The organism is Streptomyces sp. NPDC020597 (assembly GCF_044335095.1).
Lineage (GTDB): Bacteria > Actinomycetota > Actinomycetes > Streptomycetales > Streptomycetaceae > Streptomyces.
On sequence record NZ_JBIRUL010000008.1, the window covers coordinates 239,463 to 257,681 of the forward strand.

Annotated in this window: 17 protein-coding genes and 1 pseudogene; 10 read left to right on the plus strand and 8 right to left on the minus strand. The window is 72.6% G+C overall.

Annotated elements, in window-relative coordinates:
• Positions 1-77: 77 nt before the first annotated feature.
• The gene (locus tag ACH4ZA_RS16930) at positions 78-701 is read right to left on the minus strand and encodes a cytochrome b/b6 domain-containing protein (protein WP_319279448.1); all 624 of its coding nucleotides are present in this window, start codon (positions 699-701) and stop codon (positions 78-80) included.
• A complete protein-coding gene (locus ACH4ZA_RS16935) occupies positions 685-1,410 on the minus strand; it encodes a molybdopterin-dependent oxidoreductase (RefSeq protein ID WP_398430117.1) in 726 nt (241 codons plus the stop codon). The genes ACH4ZA_RS16930 and ACH4ZA_RS16935 overlap by 17 nt, the downstream gene beginning before the upstream one ends.
• 431 nt (positions 1,411-1,841) lie before the next feature.
• Between ACH4ZA_RS16935 and ACH4ZA_RS16940 the strand changes: the two genes are divergently transcribed.
• From ACH4ZA_RS16940 to ACH4ZA_RS16955, 4 genes are read left to right on the plus strand one after another with little or no spacing between them, the layout of a single operon-like run.
• Positions 1,842-2,735 carry a DMT family transporter gene (locus ACH4ZA_RS16940; protein WP_319279446.1) on the plus strand — a complete coding sequence of 298 codons (894 nt, stop codon included), beginning with the start codon at positions 1,842-1,844 and terminating at the stop codon, positions 2,733-2,735.
• Positions 2,736-2,769: 34 nt separating this feature from the next.
• Positions 2,770-3,285, plus strand: coding sequence for an NUDIX hydrolase (locus ACH4ZA_RS16945; protein ID WP_398430118.1), 516 nt, complete (start codon positions 2,770-2,772; stop codon positions 3,283-3,285).
• 46 nt (positions 3,286-3,331) lie between these two features.
• Complete coding sequence (locus ACH4ZA_RS16950) at positions 3,332-3,724, plus strand: DUF202 domain-containing protein (RefSeq protein WP_319279444.1); 393 nt, start codon at positions 3,332-3,334, stop codon at positions 3,722-3,724.
• Complete coding sequence (locus ACH4ZA_RS16955) at positions 3,721-4,044, plus strand: DUF202 domain-containing protein (protein WP_319279443.1); 324 nt, start codon at positions 3,721-3,723, stop codon at positions 4,042-4,044. The genes ACH4ZA_RS16950 and ACH4ZA_RS16955 overlap by 4 nt, the downstream gene beginning before the upstream one ends.
• Before the next feature lie 65 nt (positions 4,045-4,109).
• Here the strand turns inward: ACH4ZA_RS16955 and ACH4ZA_RS16960 are convergent, their stop codons facing one another.
• Entirely contained in the window at positions 4,110-5,102 is a 993-nt protein-coding gene (locus tag ACH4ZA_RS16960; protein ID WP_319279442.1) for an NADP-dependent oxidoreductase, read from the minus strand.
• 261 nt (positions 5,103-5,363) lie between these two features.
• On the opposite strand from ACH4ZA_RS16960, the gene ACH4ZA_RS16965 reads away from it, so the two are divergent.
• Together ACH4ZA_RS16965 and ACH4ZA_RS16970 are read left to right on the plus strand one after the other, a co-directional pair.
• Positions 5,364-6,386: a phosphotransferase family protein gene (locus ACH4ZA_RS16965; protein ID WP_319279441.1), complete on the plus strand. Its 1,023-nt coding sequence runs from the start codon at positions 5,364-5,366 to the stop codon at positions 6,384-6,386.
• A gap of 5 nt (positions 6,387-6,391) precedes the next feature.
• Positions 6,392-7,606 carry an acyl-CoA dehydrogenase family protein gene (locus tag ACH4ZA_RS16970; protein WP_398430119.1) on the plus strand — a complete coding sequence of 405 codons (1,215 nt, stop codon included), beginning with the start codon at positions 6,392-6,394 and terminating at the stop codon, positions 7,604-7,606.
• 139 nt (positions 7,607-7,745) lie between these two features.
• Here ACH4ZA_RS16970 and ACH4ZA_RS16975 read toward each other — a convergent pair whose 3' ends face one another.
• The 3 genes from ACH4ZA_RS16975 to ACH4ZA_RS16985 are packed head-to-tail and all read right to left on the minus strand — an operon-like array spanning position 7,746 to position 10,825.
• The gene (locus ACH4ZA_RS16975) at positions 7,746-8,339 is read right to left on the minus strand and encodes a TetR/AcrR family transcriptional regulator (protein ID WP_319279438.1); all 594 of its coding nucleotides are present in this window, start codon (positions 8,337-8,339) and stop codon (positions 7,746-7,748) included.
• A gap of 54 nt (positions 8,340-8,393) precedes the next feature.
• Positions 8,394-10,067: an AMP-binding protein gene (locus ACH4ZA_RS16980; protein ID WP_319279436.1), complete on the minus strand. Its 1,674-nt coding sequence runs from the start codon at positions 10,065-10,067 to the stop codon at positions 8,394-8,396.
• Entirely contained in the window at positions 10,064-10,825 is a 762-nt protein-coding gene (locus ACH4ZA_RS16985; protein ID WP_398430120.1) for an SDR family oxidoreductase, read from the minus strand. The genes ACH4ZA_RS16980 and ACH4ZA_RS16985 overlap by 4 nt, the downstream gene beginning before the upstream one ends.
• A 287-nt stretch (positions 10,826-11,112) precedes the next feature.
• Between ACH4ZA_RS16985 and ACH4ZA_RS16990 the strand changes: the two genes are divergently transcribed.
• The gene (locus ACH4ZA_RS16990) at positions 11,113-12,567 is read left to right on the plus strand and encodes a serine-threonine protein kinase (RefSeq protein WP_398430121.1); all 1,455 of its coding nucleotides are present in this window, start codon (positions 11,113-11,115) and stop codon (positions 12,565-12,567) included.
• Between the two features lie 22 nt (positions 12,568-12,589).
• Here the strand turns inward: ACH4ZA_RS16990 and ACH4ZA_RS16995 are convergent, their stop codons facing one another.
• On the minus strand, positions 12,590-15,379 hold the full coding sequence (locus ACH4ZA_RS16995; RefSeq protein WP_319279433.1) for a penicillin acylase family protein: 2,790 nt from the start codon (positions 15,377-15,379) through the stop codon (positions 12,590-12,592).
• Positions 15,380-15,587: 208 nt separating this feature from the next.
• On the opposite strand from ACH4ZA_RS16995, the gene ACH4ZA_RS17000 reads away from it, so the two are divergent.
• Together ACH4ZA_RS17000 and ACH4ZA_RS17005 are read left to right on the plus strand one after the other, a co-directional pair.
• Positions 15,588-16,190: a hypothetical protein gene (locus tag ACH4ZA_RS17000; protein WP_319279432.1), complete on the plus strand. Its 603-nt coding sequence runs from the start codon at positions 15,588-15,590 to the stop codon at positions 16,188-16,190.
• A 97-nt stretch (positions 16,191-16,287) separates the two neighbouring features.
• Positions 16,288-17,089 (plus strand): annotated as a pseudogene (locus ACH4ZA_RS17005) (RNA ligase (ATP)); the annotation flags it as partial.
• Between the two features lie 33 nt (positions 17,090-17,122).
• Here the strand turns inward: ACH4ZA_RS17005 and soxR are convergent.
• A complete protein-coding gene (gene soxR / locus ACH4ZA_RS17010; protein ID WP_319279431.1) occupies positions 17,123-17,611 on the minus strand; it encodes a redox-sensitive transcriptional activator SoxR in 489 nt (162 codons plus the stop codon).
• A gap of 131 nt (positions 17,612-17,742) precedes the next feature.
• Between soxR and ACH4ZA_RS17015 the strand changes: the two genes are divergently transcribed.
• Positions 17,743-18,204: a MaoC family dehydratase gene (locus ACH4ZA_RS17015; protein WP_057579718.1), complete on the plus strand. Its 462-nt coding sequence runs from the start codon at positions 17,743-17,745 to the stop codon at positions 18,202-18,204.
• The last annotated feature ends 15 nt before the right edge of the window (positions 18,205-18,219 follow it).

Below are 18,219 nucleotides of genomic sequence, written 5' to 3' on the forward strand. Positions count from 1 at the left end.
CCGGGGGCAGGGCCCGGCCGGTGTTCTCCGGGGGCCGCCGTGGGGTGAGGTGAGGTGGAGGGTCGTGGCCGTGCGGGTCACGGCTTCCAGTGGCGGTGCTCGCGCTCGGCCCACTCACGGCTCACCCGACCCGTGCGCATGCCGCGCCGGGCCTCCGGGTCGCCGAGCGCCATGCCGATGTGACCGGCCAGGACGATGCCGACGGTCAGGGCCAGCCAGTCGTGGACGAAGGTCGCGCTGGTGCGCCACATGATCGGGGTGAGGTGGGTGAACCACATCAGGAGTCCGGTGCCGAGCATGACCAGGGTGGCCCCGGCGATCCAGGCCGCGTAGATCTTCTGACCGGCGTTGAACTTGGCCGCCGGACGCGACTCCCGCCGTTTGTCCCGGCGCAGGACGGCCCGTAGCCAGCGGCGGTCGTACGGGCCGAAGCGGTTCAGGTGGCGCAGGTCGGCGCGGAACGCGCGGGAGGCGAGACCCGCGAGGACGGGGACGGGCAGTGCCAGACCCGCCCACTCGTGGACCCGTACGACCAGTTCGCGGCGGCCCACGAGCTGGGCGAGCTCGGGGATGTACAGGCAGGCGGCCGTCACCACGCACACGCCCATCAGAAGGGCCGTGGTGCGGTGCACCCAGCGCTCCGCGCGGCTGAAGCGGCGCACTTCCGGGGCGGCCGGCGGCGCCTCAGCTCGTAGGCTCATCGTCACGTCCGTTCGAGCGGCCGACCCAGGCGTCGACGTCGTAGCCGCGGTCCTCCCAGTAGCCGGGCTCCACCTTCTCGGTGACGGTGATGCCGGAGAGCCACTTGGCCGACTTGTAGAAATACATCGGCGCCACGTAGAGACGGACCGGACCGCCGTGGTCGTGACCGAGGTCCTTGTCCTGCATGCGCAGGGCGACCAGGACGTCGGGGCGGCGGGCCTGCTCCAGGGTGAGGCTCTCGCTGTACGCGCCGTCGAAACAGGTGAAACGGACCGCGCCGGCCGTCGCCCGCACGCCGGCCGCGTCCAGGAGCGCGGAGAGCCGCACGCCCTCGAACGCGGTGCCGGGGACCCGCCAGCCCGTGACGCACTGCACGTCCTTGACCATCCGGGTCTGCGGCAGGGCCTTCAGCTGGGCCAGGGTGTAGCCGCCCGGGCGGTCGACCAGGCCGTCCACGGTGAGCCGGTAGTTCGAGGCGTTCCTGTGCGGGACGGACGAGGTCACCGAGTAGTAGCGGAAGCCGCCTCCGTTGGGGAGCAGCCCGGTCAGGCCCGTGGGGTCCTTGTCCGCGGCACTGCCGAGGAAGGCCTCCAGACCGCGCTGGAGCGGGGGCGCGGCGACGACCCCCAGGGCGCCGAGGGCGAGGGTGCCGAGGAACACCCGGCGGCCGACGGGGGCGCCGCGTTCCTCGGACGGTTCGGGATTCACCCGTCCATTCGAACACCCGCGGGCGGGCGGGGCCAGGTCTCCCCGGCAGCCGTCAGACTTCCGTCATCACTTCTTGCCTTGCCGGCCCCGGTGATCCGGCGGGTCACAGCGGCGCGGGACGGTCTGCGGCGGCCCGCCCCTGGTGGGAGCGTCCGCGACCGGCGGACGGCGCGGCGGGTGTGGCGTGCGCCATGGCGCGGCCCGGCCCGAGCCCACACCATGGCCGTAGGGGCGCCCCCCGCGCCCCCGGCTCGGGCCGCGGGCCCCGCGGTCGGGTCAGCAGCCCGGTTCGGGGTACTCCCGAGACCGTCGCCCCGGGCGGTCCGCAGCGGGCGCTTCGGGCACATCCCGGGTGCCGAGGGCGCCGGGACGCTACAGTCGGCCACTACGCACCCCGTCCGTGGCCCGACCGGATGATCGAGGTACGCAGCGTGTCGGTTCTGGTTCTGGTTCTCGCCGTGAGCGCCGCCTGCTGTCTGGGCTTCGGGTTCGTGCTCCAGCAGAACGCGGCCCAGCGGGCGCCGCTCGGCGACTTCCTCTCGCCGCGGCTGCTGTTCGACCTGATGAAGGTGCCGCGCTGGCTGGGCGGCCTCGGCCTCATGGTGGCCGGGATGGCCCTGGGCGCGATCGCGCTCGGCCAGGGCGAGATCTCCCTGGTGGAGCCGCTGCTGGCGACCAACCTGCTGTTCGCCCTCGCGCTCTCCCGGCATCAGACGAAACAGTCGCTGGGCCGCCAGGGCTGGGCGGGACTCGTCCTGCTCGCGGGCGGGGTGACCGCCTTCATCGTGGCGGGCCAGCCGCGCGGCGGCAGCGCGGTCACGGATCCCCTGCGGCACTGGACGATCATCGGCACGATGATCGGACTGGCGCTGTTGCTCACGACGTACGCCAAGCGCTCCCGGCTCAGCGCGGGCCCGGTGCTGCTGGCCCTGGCCGCGGGCCTGCTGTACGGCGTGCAGGACGCGCTGACCCGGGTCAGCGGACAGCGCTTCTCGGCCGGCGGGCTCGGCGAGCTGCTGACCGGCTGGGAGCCCTACGCGGTGCTCGCGCTCGGCGTGACCGGGCTGGTGCTGGTGCAGAGCGCCTTCGAGACGGCGCCGCTGCGGATGTCGCTGCCCGCACTGACGGCGGCCCAGCCCCTCGCCGGGATCCTCTGCGGCGTCGGCTTCCTGGGCGACCGGCTGCACACCGACACCGGCGCGCTGGCCTGGGAGGCGGCGGGACTCGCGGCGATCGTCGCGGGCATCGTGCTGCTCGGGCTGCACCCGGCGATGCCCCGGGGCGGTGCCCCTCAGGAACGGGTGCCGAAGCTCCAGCCGCAGTAGGCGCCCGCTCCCGCGGGGCTGCTTTGATGGGGCGATGAGCGCTGCTGACGAGATCCTCGACGTGGTCGACGAGAACGACCGGGTCATCGGCCGACGTCCGCGCGGGCAGGTGTACGCCGAAGGCCTGCGTCACCGCTGCGTGTTCATCCAGGTCAGGGACGCCGAGGGGCGGATCTTCGTCCATCGCAGGACGGCGGCCAAACTGGTGTTCCCCTCCCTGTACGACATGTTCGTCGGCGGGGTGGTCGGCGCGGGCGAGGCCTACGACGAGGCCGCGCTGCGCGAGGCGCAGGAGGAGCTCGGGGTGAGCGGGCTGCCCCGGCCGGAGTACCTGTTCAGGTTCCTCTACGAGGACGGCGCGGCGGGGAGCTGGTGGTCGGCTGTGTACGAGGTCCGGTGCGACCTGCCGGTGTCCCCGCAGGTGGAGGAGGTGGCGTGGTACGCCTTCCTGCCCGAGGAGGAGGTCGAACGGCGCCTGTCCCTCTGGCAGTGGGTGCCGGACGGGCTGGCGGCGTACGAACGGCTCAGGGCGCACCGGACGACGGCCTGAACCGCGCCGACGCGGCCCCGCCGAGGCGACGGGTAGGGTCCTGCGGGTGATCGAGTTCGCACGGAACGTCCGGTTGTGGTTCGCCCCCGAGCAGGTCAGGCAGGAGGGCAGCACGCCCGACTACCGGTTCTCGCTGGCGAACGAGCGCACGTTCCTGGCCTGGCTGCGCACCGCGCTCGCATTGATCGGCGGTGGCTTCGCGGTGGACCAGTTCCTGCCGGACCTGCGCTGGGGCTGGCGGGTGGGGCTGGCGCTCGCGCTGCTCGCGGCGGGTGTGCTGTGCTCCCTGCGCGCGGTGAACCACTGGGTGCGCTGCGAGCGGGCGATGCGCCGGGGCGAGGACCTGCCGTCCTCGCGCTTTCCGGCGCTGCTGGGCGTGCTGGTCGCGGTGGTGGCCGTGGCGATGGTGCTGGTGGTGCTGGTGGGGTGGGAGGGGTGAGCGCCGGACCGGCGCCGGAGCGGGATCCCGGTCTCCAGCCCGAGCGGACCCGGCTTGCCTGGCGGCGGACGACGCTGGCGAGCACCGTCTCGGCCGTGCTGGCCGTGAAGGCCGCGCTGCACGGCGGTCCGTCGGCGTCCGGGATCCTGGCGGGCGCGCTGTGCTGCGCCCTGTGGCTGGCTTTTCTGCTGCTCGCCCATCGGCGCATCCACGCCCTGGCCGTGTCGTCGAGTCCGGCGGCCCTCACCGCCCGTCACGCTGCGGCGGCCGCCGCGTGCGCGGTGGCGACGGCGGTGTGCGCCGTGGTCCTCGTGGTCTGACGTGCGGGCCGGGCGCGCTCCGGCCTCGGCCTCGCCCGGTGGGCCCGCTTCGCCCGGCCCGGCCTCTACGCGCCGTCCCCGGTCTCGGCGGCGTGGGCGGCGACGCCCGCCGTCTCCTCCCTCTCCTCCGCCCAGTCCACGGTGACGACGATCTTGCCGCGGGTGCGGCCCTCCTCGCTGAGGCGATGGGCCTCGGCGGTCTGCTCGAGCGGGAACGTCCGGGAGACGTGCACGGAGACGACGCCCTGTTCGGCGAGTTCCGCCAGGCGGGTGAGGTCCTCCGCGTCGGGGCGGACCCAGCAGTAGCGGCCGCCGTAGCCGACCACGTCCCCGTCGGCGACAGAGGCCAGGCGCCCTTCCGGGACCAGCAGGTCGGCGGAGACCCTCAGCGTCTCGCCGCCGATCGTGTCGAAGGCCGCGTCCACGCCCTCGGGGGCCAGCCCGCGCACCCGTTCCGCCAGCCCCTCGCCGTAGGTCACCGGTTCGCCGCCCAGCGAGCGCACGAAGTCGTGGTTGGCCTCGCTCGCCGTGCCGATCACCCGGGCGCCCAGGTGGCGCGCGAGCTGCACGGCGATCGAGCCGACACCGCCCGCGGCCGCGTGGACGAGCACGGTCTCGCCGCGTTTCACCTGGAGGGCCCCCGTCAGCACCTGGTAGGCGGTGAGGCCGGTGAGGGGCAGGCCCGCGGCCTGCTCCCAGGTGAGGTTGCGCGGTTTGCGGGCGAGCGTGCGCACGGGCGCGGCGACGTACTCGGCGAAGGTGCCGCGGGAGAGGAAGTCCTCGCGGACGTAGCCGATGACCTCGTCGCCGACCGCGTACTCCGGGACGGACACGCCGAGCTGGACGACGACCCCGGAGACGTCCCAGCCCGGCACCACCGGGAATACGGGCTCCAGCATCCCGTCCAGGTAGCCCTGCCGGGCCTTCCAGTCGACGGGGTTGACGGCGGCCGCGCGGACCTTCACCAGCACCGCGTCGGGGCCGATCCTGGGGTCGCGCACCTCCCCGTACTCGAGCGTCTCGGGGCCGCCGTAGGCTGCGTAGCTGATCGCCTTCATGGGTCCGACCCTCCGGGGTCCCCGGGCGCCGCGCAAGCCGGGACCGCCGTGGCCGACCGCGGCTTCCGCAACGGCCGGAACAAGCCGGAACAGCCGGAACGACCGAAAAGGGTCTGCGGAACGGCTCTGCGGGTACTGTCCGGGAAGCCGTCGGCCTATCGTGGCCCCGATCACGTTGGGCATCACCCCTGGACTCCATACCGACCGGTCGGCATCATGGGGCGAGCCCCTGTTCACCCGTCCCGTCCGTAGGAGCGACGCATGAGCCCCGACCACCCGCCCGGACTCGACCTCGACCGGCTGCGCGCCCTGCTGGAGCGCGAGCGTCCCGGTCTGGTCCACGGCCCCCTCACCGGACGGCTGATCGAAGGCGGACGGTCCAACCTCACCTACGCGGTCTCCGACGGCGAGGCGAAGTGGGTCGTACGCCGGCCCCCGCTGGGGCACGTCCTGGCCACGGCGCACGACATGAAGCGCGAGCACCGGGTGATCAGCGCGCTGCACCCGACGAGCGTGCCGGTGCCCCGTCCGGTCCTGCTGTGCGAGGACGACGACGTGCTCGGGGCCCCGTTCTACGTCATGGAGTTCGTCGAGGGCACGCCCTACCGGACGGCCGGCGAGCTCGCCCCGCTCGGCGAGCGGCGCACCCGGGACGCGGTGCTGTCGCTGGTGGACACCCTGGTGGAGCTGCACGCGGTGGACCCCGCCGGCGTCGGCCTGGCCGACTTCGGCCGGCCGGAGGGCTTCCTGGACCGGCAGCTGCGCCGCTGGGGCAAGCAGCTGGACGCCTCCCGCAGCCGCGAGCTGGCCGGGATCGACGAGCTGCACGCGGCACTCGGCCGCGAGCTGCCGGCCTCGCCCGGCGCCGCCGTCGTGCACGGCGACTACCGGCTCGACAACGTCCTGATCGGCCCCGACGACACGATCCGCGCGATCCTCGACTGGGAGATGTCGACCCTCGGCGACCCGCTGACCGACCTCGGGCTCCTGGTGATGTACAGCGTTCCGCTGGAGCTGCCGAACTCCCCGATCTCCACGACCGCCTCGGCGCCCGGCCACCCTTCGCCGTCCGAGCTGGTCGAGCGGTACGCGGCGGGCTCCGGCCGCGACGTCTCGGCGGTCGCCTGGTACACGGCGTTCGCCTGGTTCAAGCTCGCCGTGATCCTGGAGGGCATCCACTACCGCTACACGCTCGGCCAGACCGTCGGGCGCGGCTTCGACCGCATCGGGGAGCTCGTCCCCGTCTTCATCGAGCACGGACTGACCACTCTCCAGGAAGGCTGACCGGCATGGACTTCGCGTTCGACGCACGCACCGAGGACCTCCGCGCCAGGCTGCTCGCCTTCATGGACGAGCACGTCTACCCGGCCGAGGCGGTGGCCGAGGAGCAGCGCGCGCAGCTGGCCTCGCCGTGGGACACTCCGGCCGTCGTGGAGGAGCTGAAGGCCGAGGCGCGCCGCCAGGGCCTGTGGAACCTCTTCCTGCCCGACGCCGAGCACGGCGCAGGGCTCACCAACCTGCAGTACGCGCCCCTCGCCGAGATCACCGGCCGTTCCCCGCAGCTGGCGCCGACGGCGCTGAACTGTGCCGCGCCGGACACCGGGAACATGGAGGTGCTCGCGCAGTTCGGCGACGAGCGGCAGAAGAAGCAGTGGCTGGAGCCGCTGCTGGCCGGTGAGATCCGTTCGGCGTTCGCGATGACCGAGCCGGAGGTGGCCTCCTCGGACGCCACCAACATCACCACGCACATCGAGCGGGACGGCGACGAGTACGTCATCACCGGCCGCAAGTGGTACATCTCGGGGGCGATGAACCCGGACTGCAGGATCTTCATCGTCATGGGCAAGACGGACCCGGACGGCGCGGACATCCGGCGCCAGCAGTCCATGGTGCTGGTGCCGCGCGACACGCCCGGCGTCACCGTCCGGCGCGCCATGCAGGTCTTCGGGTACGAGGACCACTCGCACGGCGGCCACGCCGAGGTGGTGTTCGACCACGCGCGTGTGCCGGCGACGAACCTCGTCGGCGAGGAGGGGGGCGGCTTCGCCATCGCGCAGGCCCGCCTCGGCCCCGGCCGCATCCACCACTGCATGCGGCTGATCGGCATGGCCGAGCGGGCGATCGAGCTGATGTGCCGCCGGGCCGTCTCCCGCACGGCCTTCGGCAAGGCGCTGGGGCAGCAGGGCGTGGTGCACAACTGGATCGCGGACGCGCGCGTGACGGTCGAGCAGCTGCGGCTGCTGGTGCTCAAGACCGCCTGGATGATGGACACCGTCGGCAACCGGGGCGCGCACGCGGAGATCCAGGCCATCAAGATCGCCACTCCGCGCGCGGTCGTCGACATCATCGACCGGGCGATCCAGCTCCACGGCGCGGGCGGCGTCAGCCAGGACTTCCCGCTGGCCGAGCTGTACGCCGGGGCACGCACACTGATGATCGCGGACGGGCCGGACGAGGTGCACCAGCGGTCGCTGGCCCGGCGCGAGCTGAAGAAGTACCTCTAGGCACGTCGGCAGGAACGCCGGCAGGAACGCCGGCAGGGACGCCGGTAAGGGGCGGTCGCCAGTGCGGTCGCCCCTTACCGGTGGGCGGCCGCCCCGTGCCGGCTCCGGCGGGGGCGACCGCTCCTCGTGCGCGCGCCGCTCAGGGCCGCAGGGCCCGCAGCAGCAGGTCGGCCAGGTGGTCGGCGACCTCCTGCGCGCCCATCGGGCCGTCCGGCCGGTACCAGGTCGACAGGTGGTGCACCGACCCGAAGTGGTAGTCCACGACCAGGTCGGCCGGGGTGGCCGTGGAGAAGACGCCGGAGGCCTGGCCCTCCTCGACGAGCGCTCTGAAGCGTTCGTGGTAGCGCCGGCGCTCGGACCGGACCTGCTTGTTCTTCTCCGGGCTCAGGTGGTGCATCGAGCGGAAGAAGATCATCGCGTCGTCGAGGTTCTCGATGGTGGTGACGACGACGTCCGCCGCCGCGCCCCGCAGCCGCTTCTCGATCGGTTCGTCGGCGTTGGCGAAGGCGTCGAGTCGCTCCTGCTGGACGCGCAGCACGCGCGCGTACACCTCGTGCAGCAGGTCGTCCTTGGAGCCGAAGTAGTGGTAGAGGGCCCCCTTGGTGACGCCGGCCGCCTCGACGATCTCCTGCACCGAGGTGCGGTCGTAGCCCTGCTCGGCGAAGAGCCGGGTGGCGGCGGCGAGCAGCCGCTGCGGCACGGGGGTCCCGTCGCCGTCCGTGGTCCTGGGCACTGCCGCCACCTGCCTTCCTCGATGCCTTGTCGGCGCGTCTCGCCGGCTGTCGCGCTACTGACCGTCGTGCGGGCGGGAACGCAGTTCCCGACGGAGGATCTTGCCACTCGCCGTCTTCGGCAGGTCGGGCAGGATCTCCACCTGACGCGGGTACTTGTAGGCCGCCAGTCTGTCCTTGCAGTAGGCCGCGAGCGTATCGGCATCCGCGTCCGCGCCCGGACGCAGGCTGATGTACGCCTTCACGGTCTCCCCGCGATAGCCGTCCGGCACCCCCACCACGGCCGCCTCTCGCACCGACGGGTGGGTGTACAGGACGTCCTCGACCTCGCGCGGCCACACCTTGAAGCCGGAGGCGTTGATCATGTCCTTCTTGCGGTCGACGACGTACAGCCAGCCCTGTTCGTCCATGAAGCCGACGTCCCCGGTGCGCAGCTCGCCGCCGGGAAAGGCCTCGGCGGTGGCCTCGGGCCGCCGCCAGTACCCGGGGACGACCTGCGGGCCGCTCACCACGATCTCGCCCGGCTCGCCGAACGGCGTCTCCGCGCCCCGGTCGTCGACGATGCGCACGACCGTGTCGGGGCCGGGCACCCCGACGGCGAGGGTCCCGGAGACCGGGTCGACCGGGGCCTCGAGCTGCGGCGGCACCGAGGCGCAGGGGGCGGTGCACTCGGTGAGCCCGTAACCGTTGCGGATGTACGGCCCGAGGCCGGAGCGGAACGTCTCCACCAGCGCCGGCGGCACGGGCGCGCCGCCGGAGGAGATGTGCGCGAACGACGCGAAGTGGTCCCGGGCGCAGGAGGGGTGTGCGGCCAGCGCCATGAACGCGGTCGAGGGGCCGACCGTGTAGTGCGGACGGTGCTCGGCGAACGCCTCCAGCGTCACGCCCGCCTCGAAGCGGTACGTCAGGACGAGCGTGCCCGCGCCGTTCAGACATGCGGCGAGCTGGCAGACCATGCCGGTGATGTGGAACAGGGGCGCGAGCGCGTAGTAGACGGGCGCCTCGGGCAGCCGCAGTCCGGTGCGCTGCCGTTCGGCGTTGAACATGATGTTGCCGTGCGTGTTGGTGGCGCCCTTGGGGGCGCCGCTGGTGCCCGAGGTGTAACTGATCAGGGCGATGTCGGCGGGGGCGGCCTCGCGGCCCTCGGGGGCCCGGTGCCCGGCGCGGGCGACGGCGGTGAGGTCGTCGGCGTCGGGGGCCTGCGGCAGCCTGTCGAAGGCGAGCACGCGCGCGTCGCCGCGGGTCTGGAAGTCCAGCTCGCAGCCGGTGAGGACGATCCGCACCGGCGAGTCGGCGGCCGTCTCGCGCAGATAGGTCTCCCACGCGCGGTCGGAGCAGATCAGTCCGGCGACGTCGCCGTCCCGCAGGACGTGGGCGACCTCGCCGGCCTTGTACATCGGGTTGACCGGGACGACCGTCGCGCCCGCCTTCCACGCGCCGAGCACGGCGAGCACGAAGAGCGGGGAGTTCTGCAGCAGGACGGCGACCCGGTCGCCGGGCAGCAGGCCGCGGGCGGCGAGGTGACCGGCCACGGAGTCGCTGAGCTCGTCGGCCTCGCGGTAGCTGAGCCGGCCGTCGAAGTAGGCGAGGCAGGTGCGGTCCGGGACCTCGGCGGCGGACCTGCGGAAGGCGTGCACCAGGGAGTCGGCGGGCTCGACCGGGGCGCGCTGGGCGTCGTCGAGGAGGGCCAGCCAGGGCTTGGCCCCGTAGCGGGAGGCGGGCGCCGTCACCCGGCCGCCTCCCACTTCTGCTGGAGATGGTTCATGTTGGTCAGCCAGCGGTCGGGATCGCCGGCCCGCACCTGGTAGTACCCGGCGACCTCGGGGTGCGGCAGGATCAGGAAGCGGTCCTCGGCGATGCCCCTGAACAGGGCGTCCGCGACGTCCCGCGGCTCGATCGCGGTCGGCTTGAGCACCAGGTCGCCGGCGCTTCCGGTGGCGTCCAGCATGTCGGTGCGCACGCCCTGGGGACAGATCGCGTGGACCTTGACCCCGCGGTGGCGGTAGGTCAGGGACAGCCACTCGGCGAAGGCGTACGCGCCGTGCTTGGTGACGCTGTAGGGGGCGGCGCCGATCATCGTGAGCAGGCCGGCCGCGGAGACGGTGGAGACGAAGCGTCCCCGGCCGCGCTCCAGCCAGTCCGGGAGCAGTGCGTGGGCCGCGCGGACGTGCGCCATCACGTTGACGTCCCAGGCCTGCGCCCAGACCGCGTCCTCGGCGGCCTCGGAGCCGCCCGAGGCGACTCCGGCGTTGGCGCAGTACACGTCGACGACGCCGTCGAGCGCCTCGCGGGCCCGGTCCACCACCGCCGAGGCGTCGCCGGGGACCGCGATGCCGCCGATCTCGTCGGCGACCGCCCGCGCCCGGTCCGCGTCCAGGTCGTTGACCACGACCCGGGCGCCCTCGGCGGCGAAGCGGCGGGCAAGTGCGGCGCCGATGCCGCCTCCCGCTCCGGTCACGACCACTCCGGCATCCTGCACGGCTTCCACCCTCGGTCTCCTTCGACGCGGTTGCGGCTCGGATCGCGGCCCTCGGGCACGCTCCGGCTCCACGACTCAGACTAACCAGTCGGTATGTTGCGGCGGAAGGGCTGTTCCGGATTCCCGGCCCGTTCGGCGCGCGCGGCTCGCACGGGAGCAGGGAGGCCGCCTTCCGCACGGACGTGGCGCGACAAGACATGACGAGAGGTGATGAGGCATGACGTATGGCCAATCGTTCCCGTTCGCAGGACGATGCGCGCAACTGGCGCACCGCTTCGGGAACGAGGGGGCCTGTCGTGGCAGAACCTGCGATGAGCGTGACGCCCTACTGGGAGCTGACCTTCGACGCCGACGGCGACACCGACGGCGGACGATGCGACCGGCTGGCGGCCGAGGCGGCGCGGCGCGGCGTCCGTGACCTGATCGTCTTCGCGCACGGCTGGAACACCGACCGCTCCGCGGCGACCGGACTCTACAGCCGCTTCTTCGCGCCGATGCCGGCCCTCGCCCCGGCCGCGCGGATCGGTTACGTCGGGGTGGTGTGGCCGTCGATGCGGTTCCCGGACGAGCCGATCCCCGACTTCCCGCGGTCCGCCGCCGCGGGGGCCGCCCGGTGCGGGGCGCTGGACGGGGAGACCCGGGACGCGCTGTCGCAGACCTTCCCGGACCGGGCGGCGGTGGTGGACCGGATCGGTCGGCTCCTGGAGCTGCGGCCGCCCGGGGAGGCCGCGCTGGAGGAGTTCGGAGGGCTGGTGCGGCTGCTGGCCGACGTGGCTCCGCACGGGCCGCAGGCGCTGTTGGCGGCGGACACCCTGGCGGAGGGCCTGCCGCAGGACGGGCCGCCCGAGATGTTCGCCGGGCCCACGGCGGAGGTCTGCGCGGAGTTCGGGCGGGCCCTGGCCGGACTCGATGCCGGAAGCACGCTGTCCGGCGACCCGGTGTCCGCCCGATCGCTGTCCGGCGACCCGGCGTCCGGGGGGTCGCTGTCCGGCGACCCGGCGTCCGGGGGGTCGGTGTCCGGGGGGTCGGAAGCCGGCCCGGAGCGCGGAGCCGTCGTCGCGGGGTTCTCGCTGCCCAACCCGTGGGACGGGGCGCACGAACTGGTGCGCCAGGCGACGTACTACGCGATGAAGCGGCGGGCGGGGACGGTCGGCGAACGCGGGCTCGGCCCGTTCGTGGGCCGGCTGGCCGCGATCGCGCCGGCCGTGCGCGTGCATCTGGTGGGGCACAGCTTCGGCGGGCGGCTGGTGTCGTTCGCGCTACGCGGACTGCCCGAGGGCGTGCGCACGGTGAAGTCCGTGACGCTGCTCCAAGGGGCCTTCTCGCACTACGCGTTCGCGGCCCGACTGCCGCACGACGCGCGCGCGGGCGGAGCGCTGCAGGGACAGCAACACCGCGTCGACGGACCCCTGGTGTGCTGTCACTCCTCCTTCGACGCGGCGCTCGGCACCATGTATCCGCTGGCCTCCCGGATGGCGGGCGACGCACGCGGGGCGGTCGAGGAGTTCGGCGTCGGCAGCCTGCTGGGCGCCAAGTGGGGCGCCATGGGGCACGACGGGGTGCAGGCGGTGCCCGGCACGCGTGCGTGCACGCTCGCCGAGGCGCTGGCCGGCCCGCTTCCGGCGTCGGGGTGCGTGAACGTGGACGCGGCCGCGGTCGTCCGGCGCGGCGGGGCGCCGGCCGGGGCGCACAGCGACATCGTGCACCCCGAGCTGGCGCGGCTGGTGCTGGCGGCGGGCCGCGTGCGCTGACCCGCCGCCGTTCCTCAGGGCCTCACCGGTGCGAGGTGAACTCCACCACCTGCTGGAAGGTGGGCCGGTTCTGCCAGCTGATGTTGCCGTGCTTGATGCCGCCGAGGGTGCGCTGCACGATCGAGTCGGCGCACCACTGGTTGCCGGCCGTCGTACAGAGCTTGTCGGCCGGGTAGACCTGGGCCGCGGTCTTGCCGGCCGCCGTCTTCAGGGTGCTGATCAGGACGTCCCGGCAGCCGCTCAGGGTGCCGCCGCCGCAGTACTTCTGGGTCAGCCCGCCCTGCACGCTCTCGCCGAGCACGGCGCGGACGTCCTTGTCGACATAGCTCCACCAGCCGTACTGGAAGGAGCTGCCGGCGTGCGATCCGGTCGGCCCGTGGGCGGCCGACGGGGCCTCGTCGATGGGCAGGTTGGCGCCGAAGGCGTTGTACAGGGCCGTGCCGAGACCGGGTTCGAACTCGGCCTTGACCAGCAGCGGCCACCACGCGTCCAGGATGCGGATCGCGTCGGCGTCGGCGTACGTCTTGGAGCCCGCCGTGGTCTCCGTGCGCCTGCCGCCGGCCGTCAGCCAGGTCTGCAGCTTGGTCACGGCGGCCGCCGCGGTGGAGTCGGTGACCGTCGAGCTGTTGATCACCTTCAGCAGGTCGGGCAGGACGTCCTCGGCGCGCAGGTCGGTGAGCGCCGCCTCCCCCATCGCCTTCGTCAGGGACGCGCGCGTGACTCCGCCGGCCGCGACCAGCTTCTTCACCCGGTCCTCGAGGAGGTTGCCGCGGTGCACGGACCCGTCGCCCCAGGAGGCCGTCGTGTAGTTCTTGGCCTGCTTGTTGTTCCAGGAGATGTAGTAGTCCTGGTCGACGGAGTTGGGGTGCGCAGAGGCCGGGGTGTACTCGGCCGTGTTGGTGGCCGGCGTCCAGTTCTTCCACTCGTAGGCCGCCTGCGCCCACACCGGGAACTCGGCGTCCACGCCGCTCGCGCGGACCGGGTTGTCGCCGCTGTTGTAGTACGCGGTGTGCGTGGAGTCGGCGTAGAACCAGTTGAACGTGTAGTTGATGTGCTGCACCGCGCTCTGGAAGGTCTGCGGGCTCTTGACGTAGTCCGGGTCGTTCAGCATCTGGAAGCCGATGATCGAGTCGGCCTCGTGCATGTAGGACGAGCGCAGGGTGGTGTAGGCGACCTTCTTGCCGCCCACGGTCGCGCGGTACTCCACGGGCCCGTACTTCGTGCGGTAGACGCGCATGGTGTACGAGCCGGCGGCCGTCCCGTCGGCGGTGGTCGGCTTCCAGGCGTTCTTCTGCTCGATGACGTCCATCGCCGTGCAGACGCCGTGGTACAGGTAGTGGTAGTCGTCCTGGCACAGTTCGACCGCGTAGGAGTCGATGATGTCCTGGCCGGACGTCGTGGCGCTCCACGCGTAGTCCTGACCGCGGCCGAGTTCGACGTACATGCTCAGGCCCGCGAAGGAGGCGCCGCGGGCGCTGATGCCCGGGCCCTGGATCTCCTGGAGCATGAGCAGCTGCGGGGCGAAGTAGCCGGTCTGCGGGCCGAAGACGGCGATCGGGTGGCCGCTCGCGGTGGACTTGCCGCTCACCACGAGGGCGTTGGACATGCCGCGCTTGGCCGAGCTGACGGCTGCGGCGGTCGCCTTGGCGGTGGCGGCGGTCGCGCTCGCGTCGGCGCCGGTGCCCGTGGCGTCGTAGACCAGCGGCTGCGAGGCCACCGAACCGGCGTCGGGCAGCGCCTCGCCCTGCGGGGTCGCGGGCTTGCCGCCGTAGGGGAAGCTCTCGCCGTTGTGGACGGTGAGGACGGCCTCGGGGTCGTTGCGTTCGCGGAACGCCTCCCAGACCTGGGTGCCCTGCTCCACGCCGTACTTCTCCTGTGCGGCGAGCAGCGAGACGGCGTTGTTGACCTCGCCGCCGCCGCCCGAGCCGAACAGCGCGCCGATGACCGACGCCAGCGCCACCAGGTCGGTGATCTTGAAGTGGTCGATGGTGCCTGCGTTGGTGATTGAGTCCTTGTGTCCGGTCAGGACGTATTCACCGGGGAAGTAGCGGCCGCTGTCGGAGGCGTCGATGTAGGCGTTGACGCCTGCCAGATAGGCGCCCGCGTCGGCGAGCGCCTGCTGGCCGCGGGCGCCGTTGACGGCTACGGCGTTGTCGATCTGGGCCTGGAGGTCTGCCTCGGTGTACGGAGCGTTGCGCCAGAACTGCTGCTCGAGACCCTGGTTGGAGGGGTCGCCGCCCGCGAACGCGGTCAGCTGGCCGCGCCCGACGTGACGGAAGACGTCCATGAGCCACAGCCGGTCCTGGGCCGCTGCGTACCCGGCGCCGAACTCGGTTCCGTACCGGGTGGTACCCGAGATGTGCGGTACGCCCGTCTTCTTGTCGCGGACGATCGTCACGTCGGTGCGGCCCGCGGGCTTGACGGTCGAGGCGACCTGATCGGCGGGGACGCCGAACGACGCGTCGTTGAAGAAGGTGTTGATCGTGGCGTTGGTGAGGGTGGGGTACCCCTTGGCGAGGTTGGCGTAGGGGCCGAGCTGGTCCTCCGCGTGTTCGGGCTGGGCGCCGAACGCCTGGTTGAGGAGGATCTGCGCCAGGGTGGCGTTGCCGTTCTCGCCGGGCGGCAGGATGTCGGAACACTGTCCGCCGCAGTAGTCGTTGGCGGCCGTGTCCTCGGCCGCAGCCGCCACTTGGGTAAGAGGCGACAAAAGTCCGGCGATCAGAACGCATATGGAGGCGGTCTTCAGGAACCCGGGGAATCTGCCGGGAGTTCTCAGTCTGTCGAGAGAGTTGCGGGGGGTTCGCCGAGGCATCGGCTGCTCCTAGCGACGGGGGTGGCCGAAAGGTTACCGCCGGTATCCCCGGGATTGAAGATGAACATGCGTCAAGTTTTCGGCTTGTGGAGGTCGTCGTAGATCGGATGGAGCCGAATCGCTTGTCGATACGTCTATTCGACGACGTCCGTGCGACGAAGCCGAAGTGACCGAAGCTCAGGTGCAGATGTGACGGAGGTGCAAGGCGATGGCCGGTTTCCGGAGTCTGGCGAGACAGGTGCGCGACCCGCGGTGCGATCTGGCGCTGCGGCGGTATTCGCTCCGCAAGTGCCTTGAGCGGTTCGCCCCCTACGGGCACAGGGCGACCTGGGACCACCTGTGCTCCCGGGCCGGGTTCGGCCCGGAGGACCGCTCCCCCGATCCGGCGCGGCTCGTGGCCGCGTTGGACGAGCTGGAGGCGGCGCGCGCGGTGTGGCTGACCTACGAGGGGGAGTTCGCCGAACGCCGCAGGAAGGAGAAGCACGACGGCCTGCGACGGCCCGGAAGCGTGGACGACTGGCACCGCCTGACCTGGGGCGGGTTCGGCGTCGCCTGGTGCGACGACCCCCGGCTCCATCCTCGTGAGCCGCTGGCCGACGTACTGCGCAAGCTGATCGCCGCACTGGAGCGCGCGCCGGGCTCCGGCTGCCCGGTGTGCGGCGGCGAACGACTTCCCTGGAAGTACGAACTGGACCACGAACCGTCGGCCGGTCCTGTCTGTGCGGACTGCGGGATCCTCGTCCCGCGCCCCGTGCTCACACCCGAGGCGCTGGCGCACGCCCGGCGAGGACCGCTGCTGCTGTCGGCCTGACGTCGGCCCCGGCTCCGCGCGAGGCCGGCGGCCCGTCCCCGGCAGGTCCGCGAGGGCGGAGGGGGTGCGCCGGGGATGCCGCACCCCTGTTCCCGAACAGTGCCGGCCCAGGGCGCCGGCCGACGTCGACCTGGCGCGGGCCGCGGCGGACTGCGTCGACTTCGCGGAGCGGCTGGGCATCGTCAAGTGGGCGCCGCCGATCCCGCCGACCATGAGCGGGGAGGCCGAAGCGGCCCCCGAGCTGCTGCCGTGGGTCGACATCGAGCACATCCAGCGCCACCCCGGCGTCTTCGAACCGGGCGAGCCGGTGGTGCTGACCGAGAAGCGGCACGGATCGGCGTGCCTGCTGACGTATGTCGCCGGCGAGGAGCGCGTGTACGTCTCCTCGAAGGGCTTCGGCGCGAAGTCCCTCGCCCTCAGGGAGGACCCGCGCAACCTGTACTGGCGTGCCGTGCGCGGGCACGGCGTGGCCGAGGCGGCCGCCCGGCTCGCCGAGCGGCTGGGCGCCCGCCGAGTCTGCGTCTTCGGCGAGGTCTACGGCGCGGGCGTGCAGGATCTGACGTACGGCGCGGACGGCCGGCGCGAGACGCTCGGATACGCCGTGTTCGACGTCGGCGCGGACATCGACGGCACCGTCCGCCGGCTGGACGCCGAGCAGTTGCCGGGCGGCGAACTGCCGCTGGTGCCGCGTCTGTTCGAAGGGCCCCTACGACAGCGCGCACGCGCTGGAGCTCGCCTGCGGCCGCGAGACGGTCTCCGGACGCGGGCTGCATCTGCGCGAGGGCGTGGTGATCCGCCCTGCCGTCGAGCGGTACAGCCCGGTGACCGGAGGCAGGGCCATCGCCAGGGCGGTGAGCAGCGCCTACCTGACCCCACAGGGCGGAACGGAGTACGAGTAGGCGGAACGGCCCAGGCGCGGGGCGGTGTAGGGGTCAGCTCTGGTCCGGGCCTCGGCCGTCTCCCCGGCGTCGCTCGGCCAGCAGGCGTGAGCCGGCCATCCGGTCGCCCAGGACGTCGTCGGGATTGGACAGGACGCAGGTCGCGAGGGACAGGCAGCCGCAGCCGATGCAGTCGGTGAGGTGATCGCGGAGCCGGTTGAGCTGCCTGATCCGCTCGTCCAGCTCGGCACGCCACGCCTGCGACAGTCCGGCCCAGTCCTCACGGGTCGGGGTGCGCTCCTCCGGGAGTCCGGCAAGGGCCTCACGGATCGTGGCCAGGGGGATGCCGACCCGCTGCGCGGCCCGGACGAAGGCGACGCGGCGCAGCGTGTCGCGGTGGTAGCGGCGCTGGTTGCCCGAGGTCCGCCGACTGCTGATCAGGCCCTTGGACTCGTAGAAGTGGAGGGCGGAGACGGCGGCGCCGCTGCGGGCGGCGAGCTGGCCGACCGTGAGCTCGTGGATCTTCTCGGGTATCTGGGGCACCCCGGAAAGCCTACCCATCCCCCTCGGCCCGGGGTCCGTTGACATCGGCCCGCCACCCGACCATGCTAAGCAGTTGCTTAGACCTATGGCAGGGTGGCATGGGCATCCAGTGACACGAGAGGGCCGCAGACATGGCAGAGCCGAGGATCTTCACGTCCGCCGACGAGCTGCGGGCGGCGGTGGGCGAGCAGCTGGGGTACACCGACTGGCTGGAGGTGGACCAGAAGCGGATCGACCTCTTCGCGGAGGCCACCGGCGACCACCAGTGGATCCATGTGGACCCGGAGAAGGCCGCCGCCGGACCGTTCGGCACGACCATCGCGCACGGCTACCTCACCCTCTCCCTGCTGCCGCTCTTCGGACCGCAGCTGATCACGGTCGAGAACGTGAAGATGGGCGTCAACTACGGGACGAACAAGGTGCGTTTCCCCGCCCCGGTACCCGTCGGCTCGCGCGTGCGCGCCACCGCGACGATCACCGGCGTCGAGGACGTCACCGGCGGCGTGCAGGTCAGCGTCGCGTTCACGGTGGAGCGCGACGGCGGCGACAAGCCGGTGTGCGTGGCGGAGTCGGTGTCCCGCTACTACCTCTGAGGCCCGGCCGCCGGG

What these genes read in the sequence shown, in the direction of transcription:
- ACH4ZA_RS16970 (WP_398430119.1), top strand. Translation starts at nt 6,392, where the DNA reads ATGGACTTCGCGTTCGACGCACGCACCGAGGACCTCCGCGCCAGGCTG.
- ACH4ZA_RS17015 (WP_057579718.1), top strand. Translation starts at nt 17,743, where the DNA reads ATGGCAGAGCCGAGGATCTTCACGTCCGCCGACGAGCTGCGGGCGGCG.
- ACH4ZA_RS16960 (WP_319279442.1), bottom strand. Translation starts at nt 5,102, where the DNA reads ATGAAGGCGATCAGCTACGCAGCCTACGGCGGCCCCGAGACGCTCGAG.
- ACH4ZA_RS16965 (WP_319279441.1), top strand. Translation starts at nt 5,364, where the DNA reads ATGAGCCCCGACCACCCGCCCGGACTCGACCTCGACCGGCTGCGCGCC.
- ACH4ZA_RS16930 (WP_319279448.1), bottom strand. Translation starts at nt 701, where the DNA reads ATGAGCCTACGAGCTGAGGCGCCGCCGGCCGCCCCGGAAGTGCGCCGC.
- ACH4ZA_RS17000 (WP_319279432.1), top strand. Translation starts at nt 15,588, where the DNA reads ATGGCCGGTTTCCGGAGTCTGGCGAGACAGGTGCGCGACCCGCGGTGC.
- ACH4ZA_RS16945 (WP_398430118.1), top strand. Translation starts at nt 2,770, where the DNA reads ATGAGCGCTGCTGACGAGATCCTCGACGTGGTCGACGAGAACGACCGG.
- ACH4ZA_RS16995 (WP_319279433.1), bottom strand. Translation starts at nt 15,379, where the DNA reads ATGCCTCGGCGAACCCCCCGCAACTCTCTCGACAGACTGAGAACTCCC.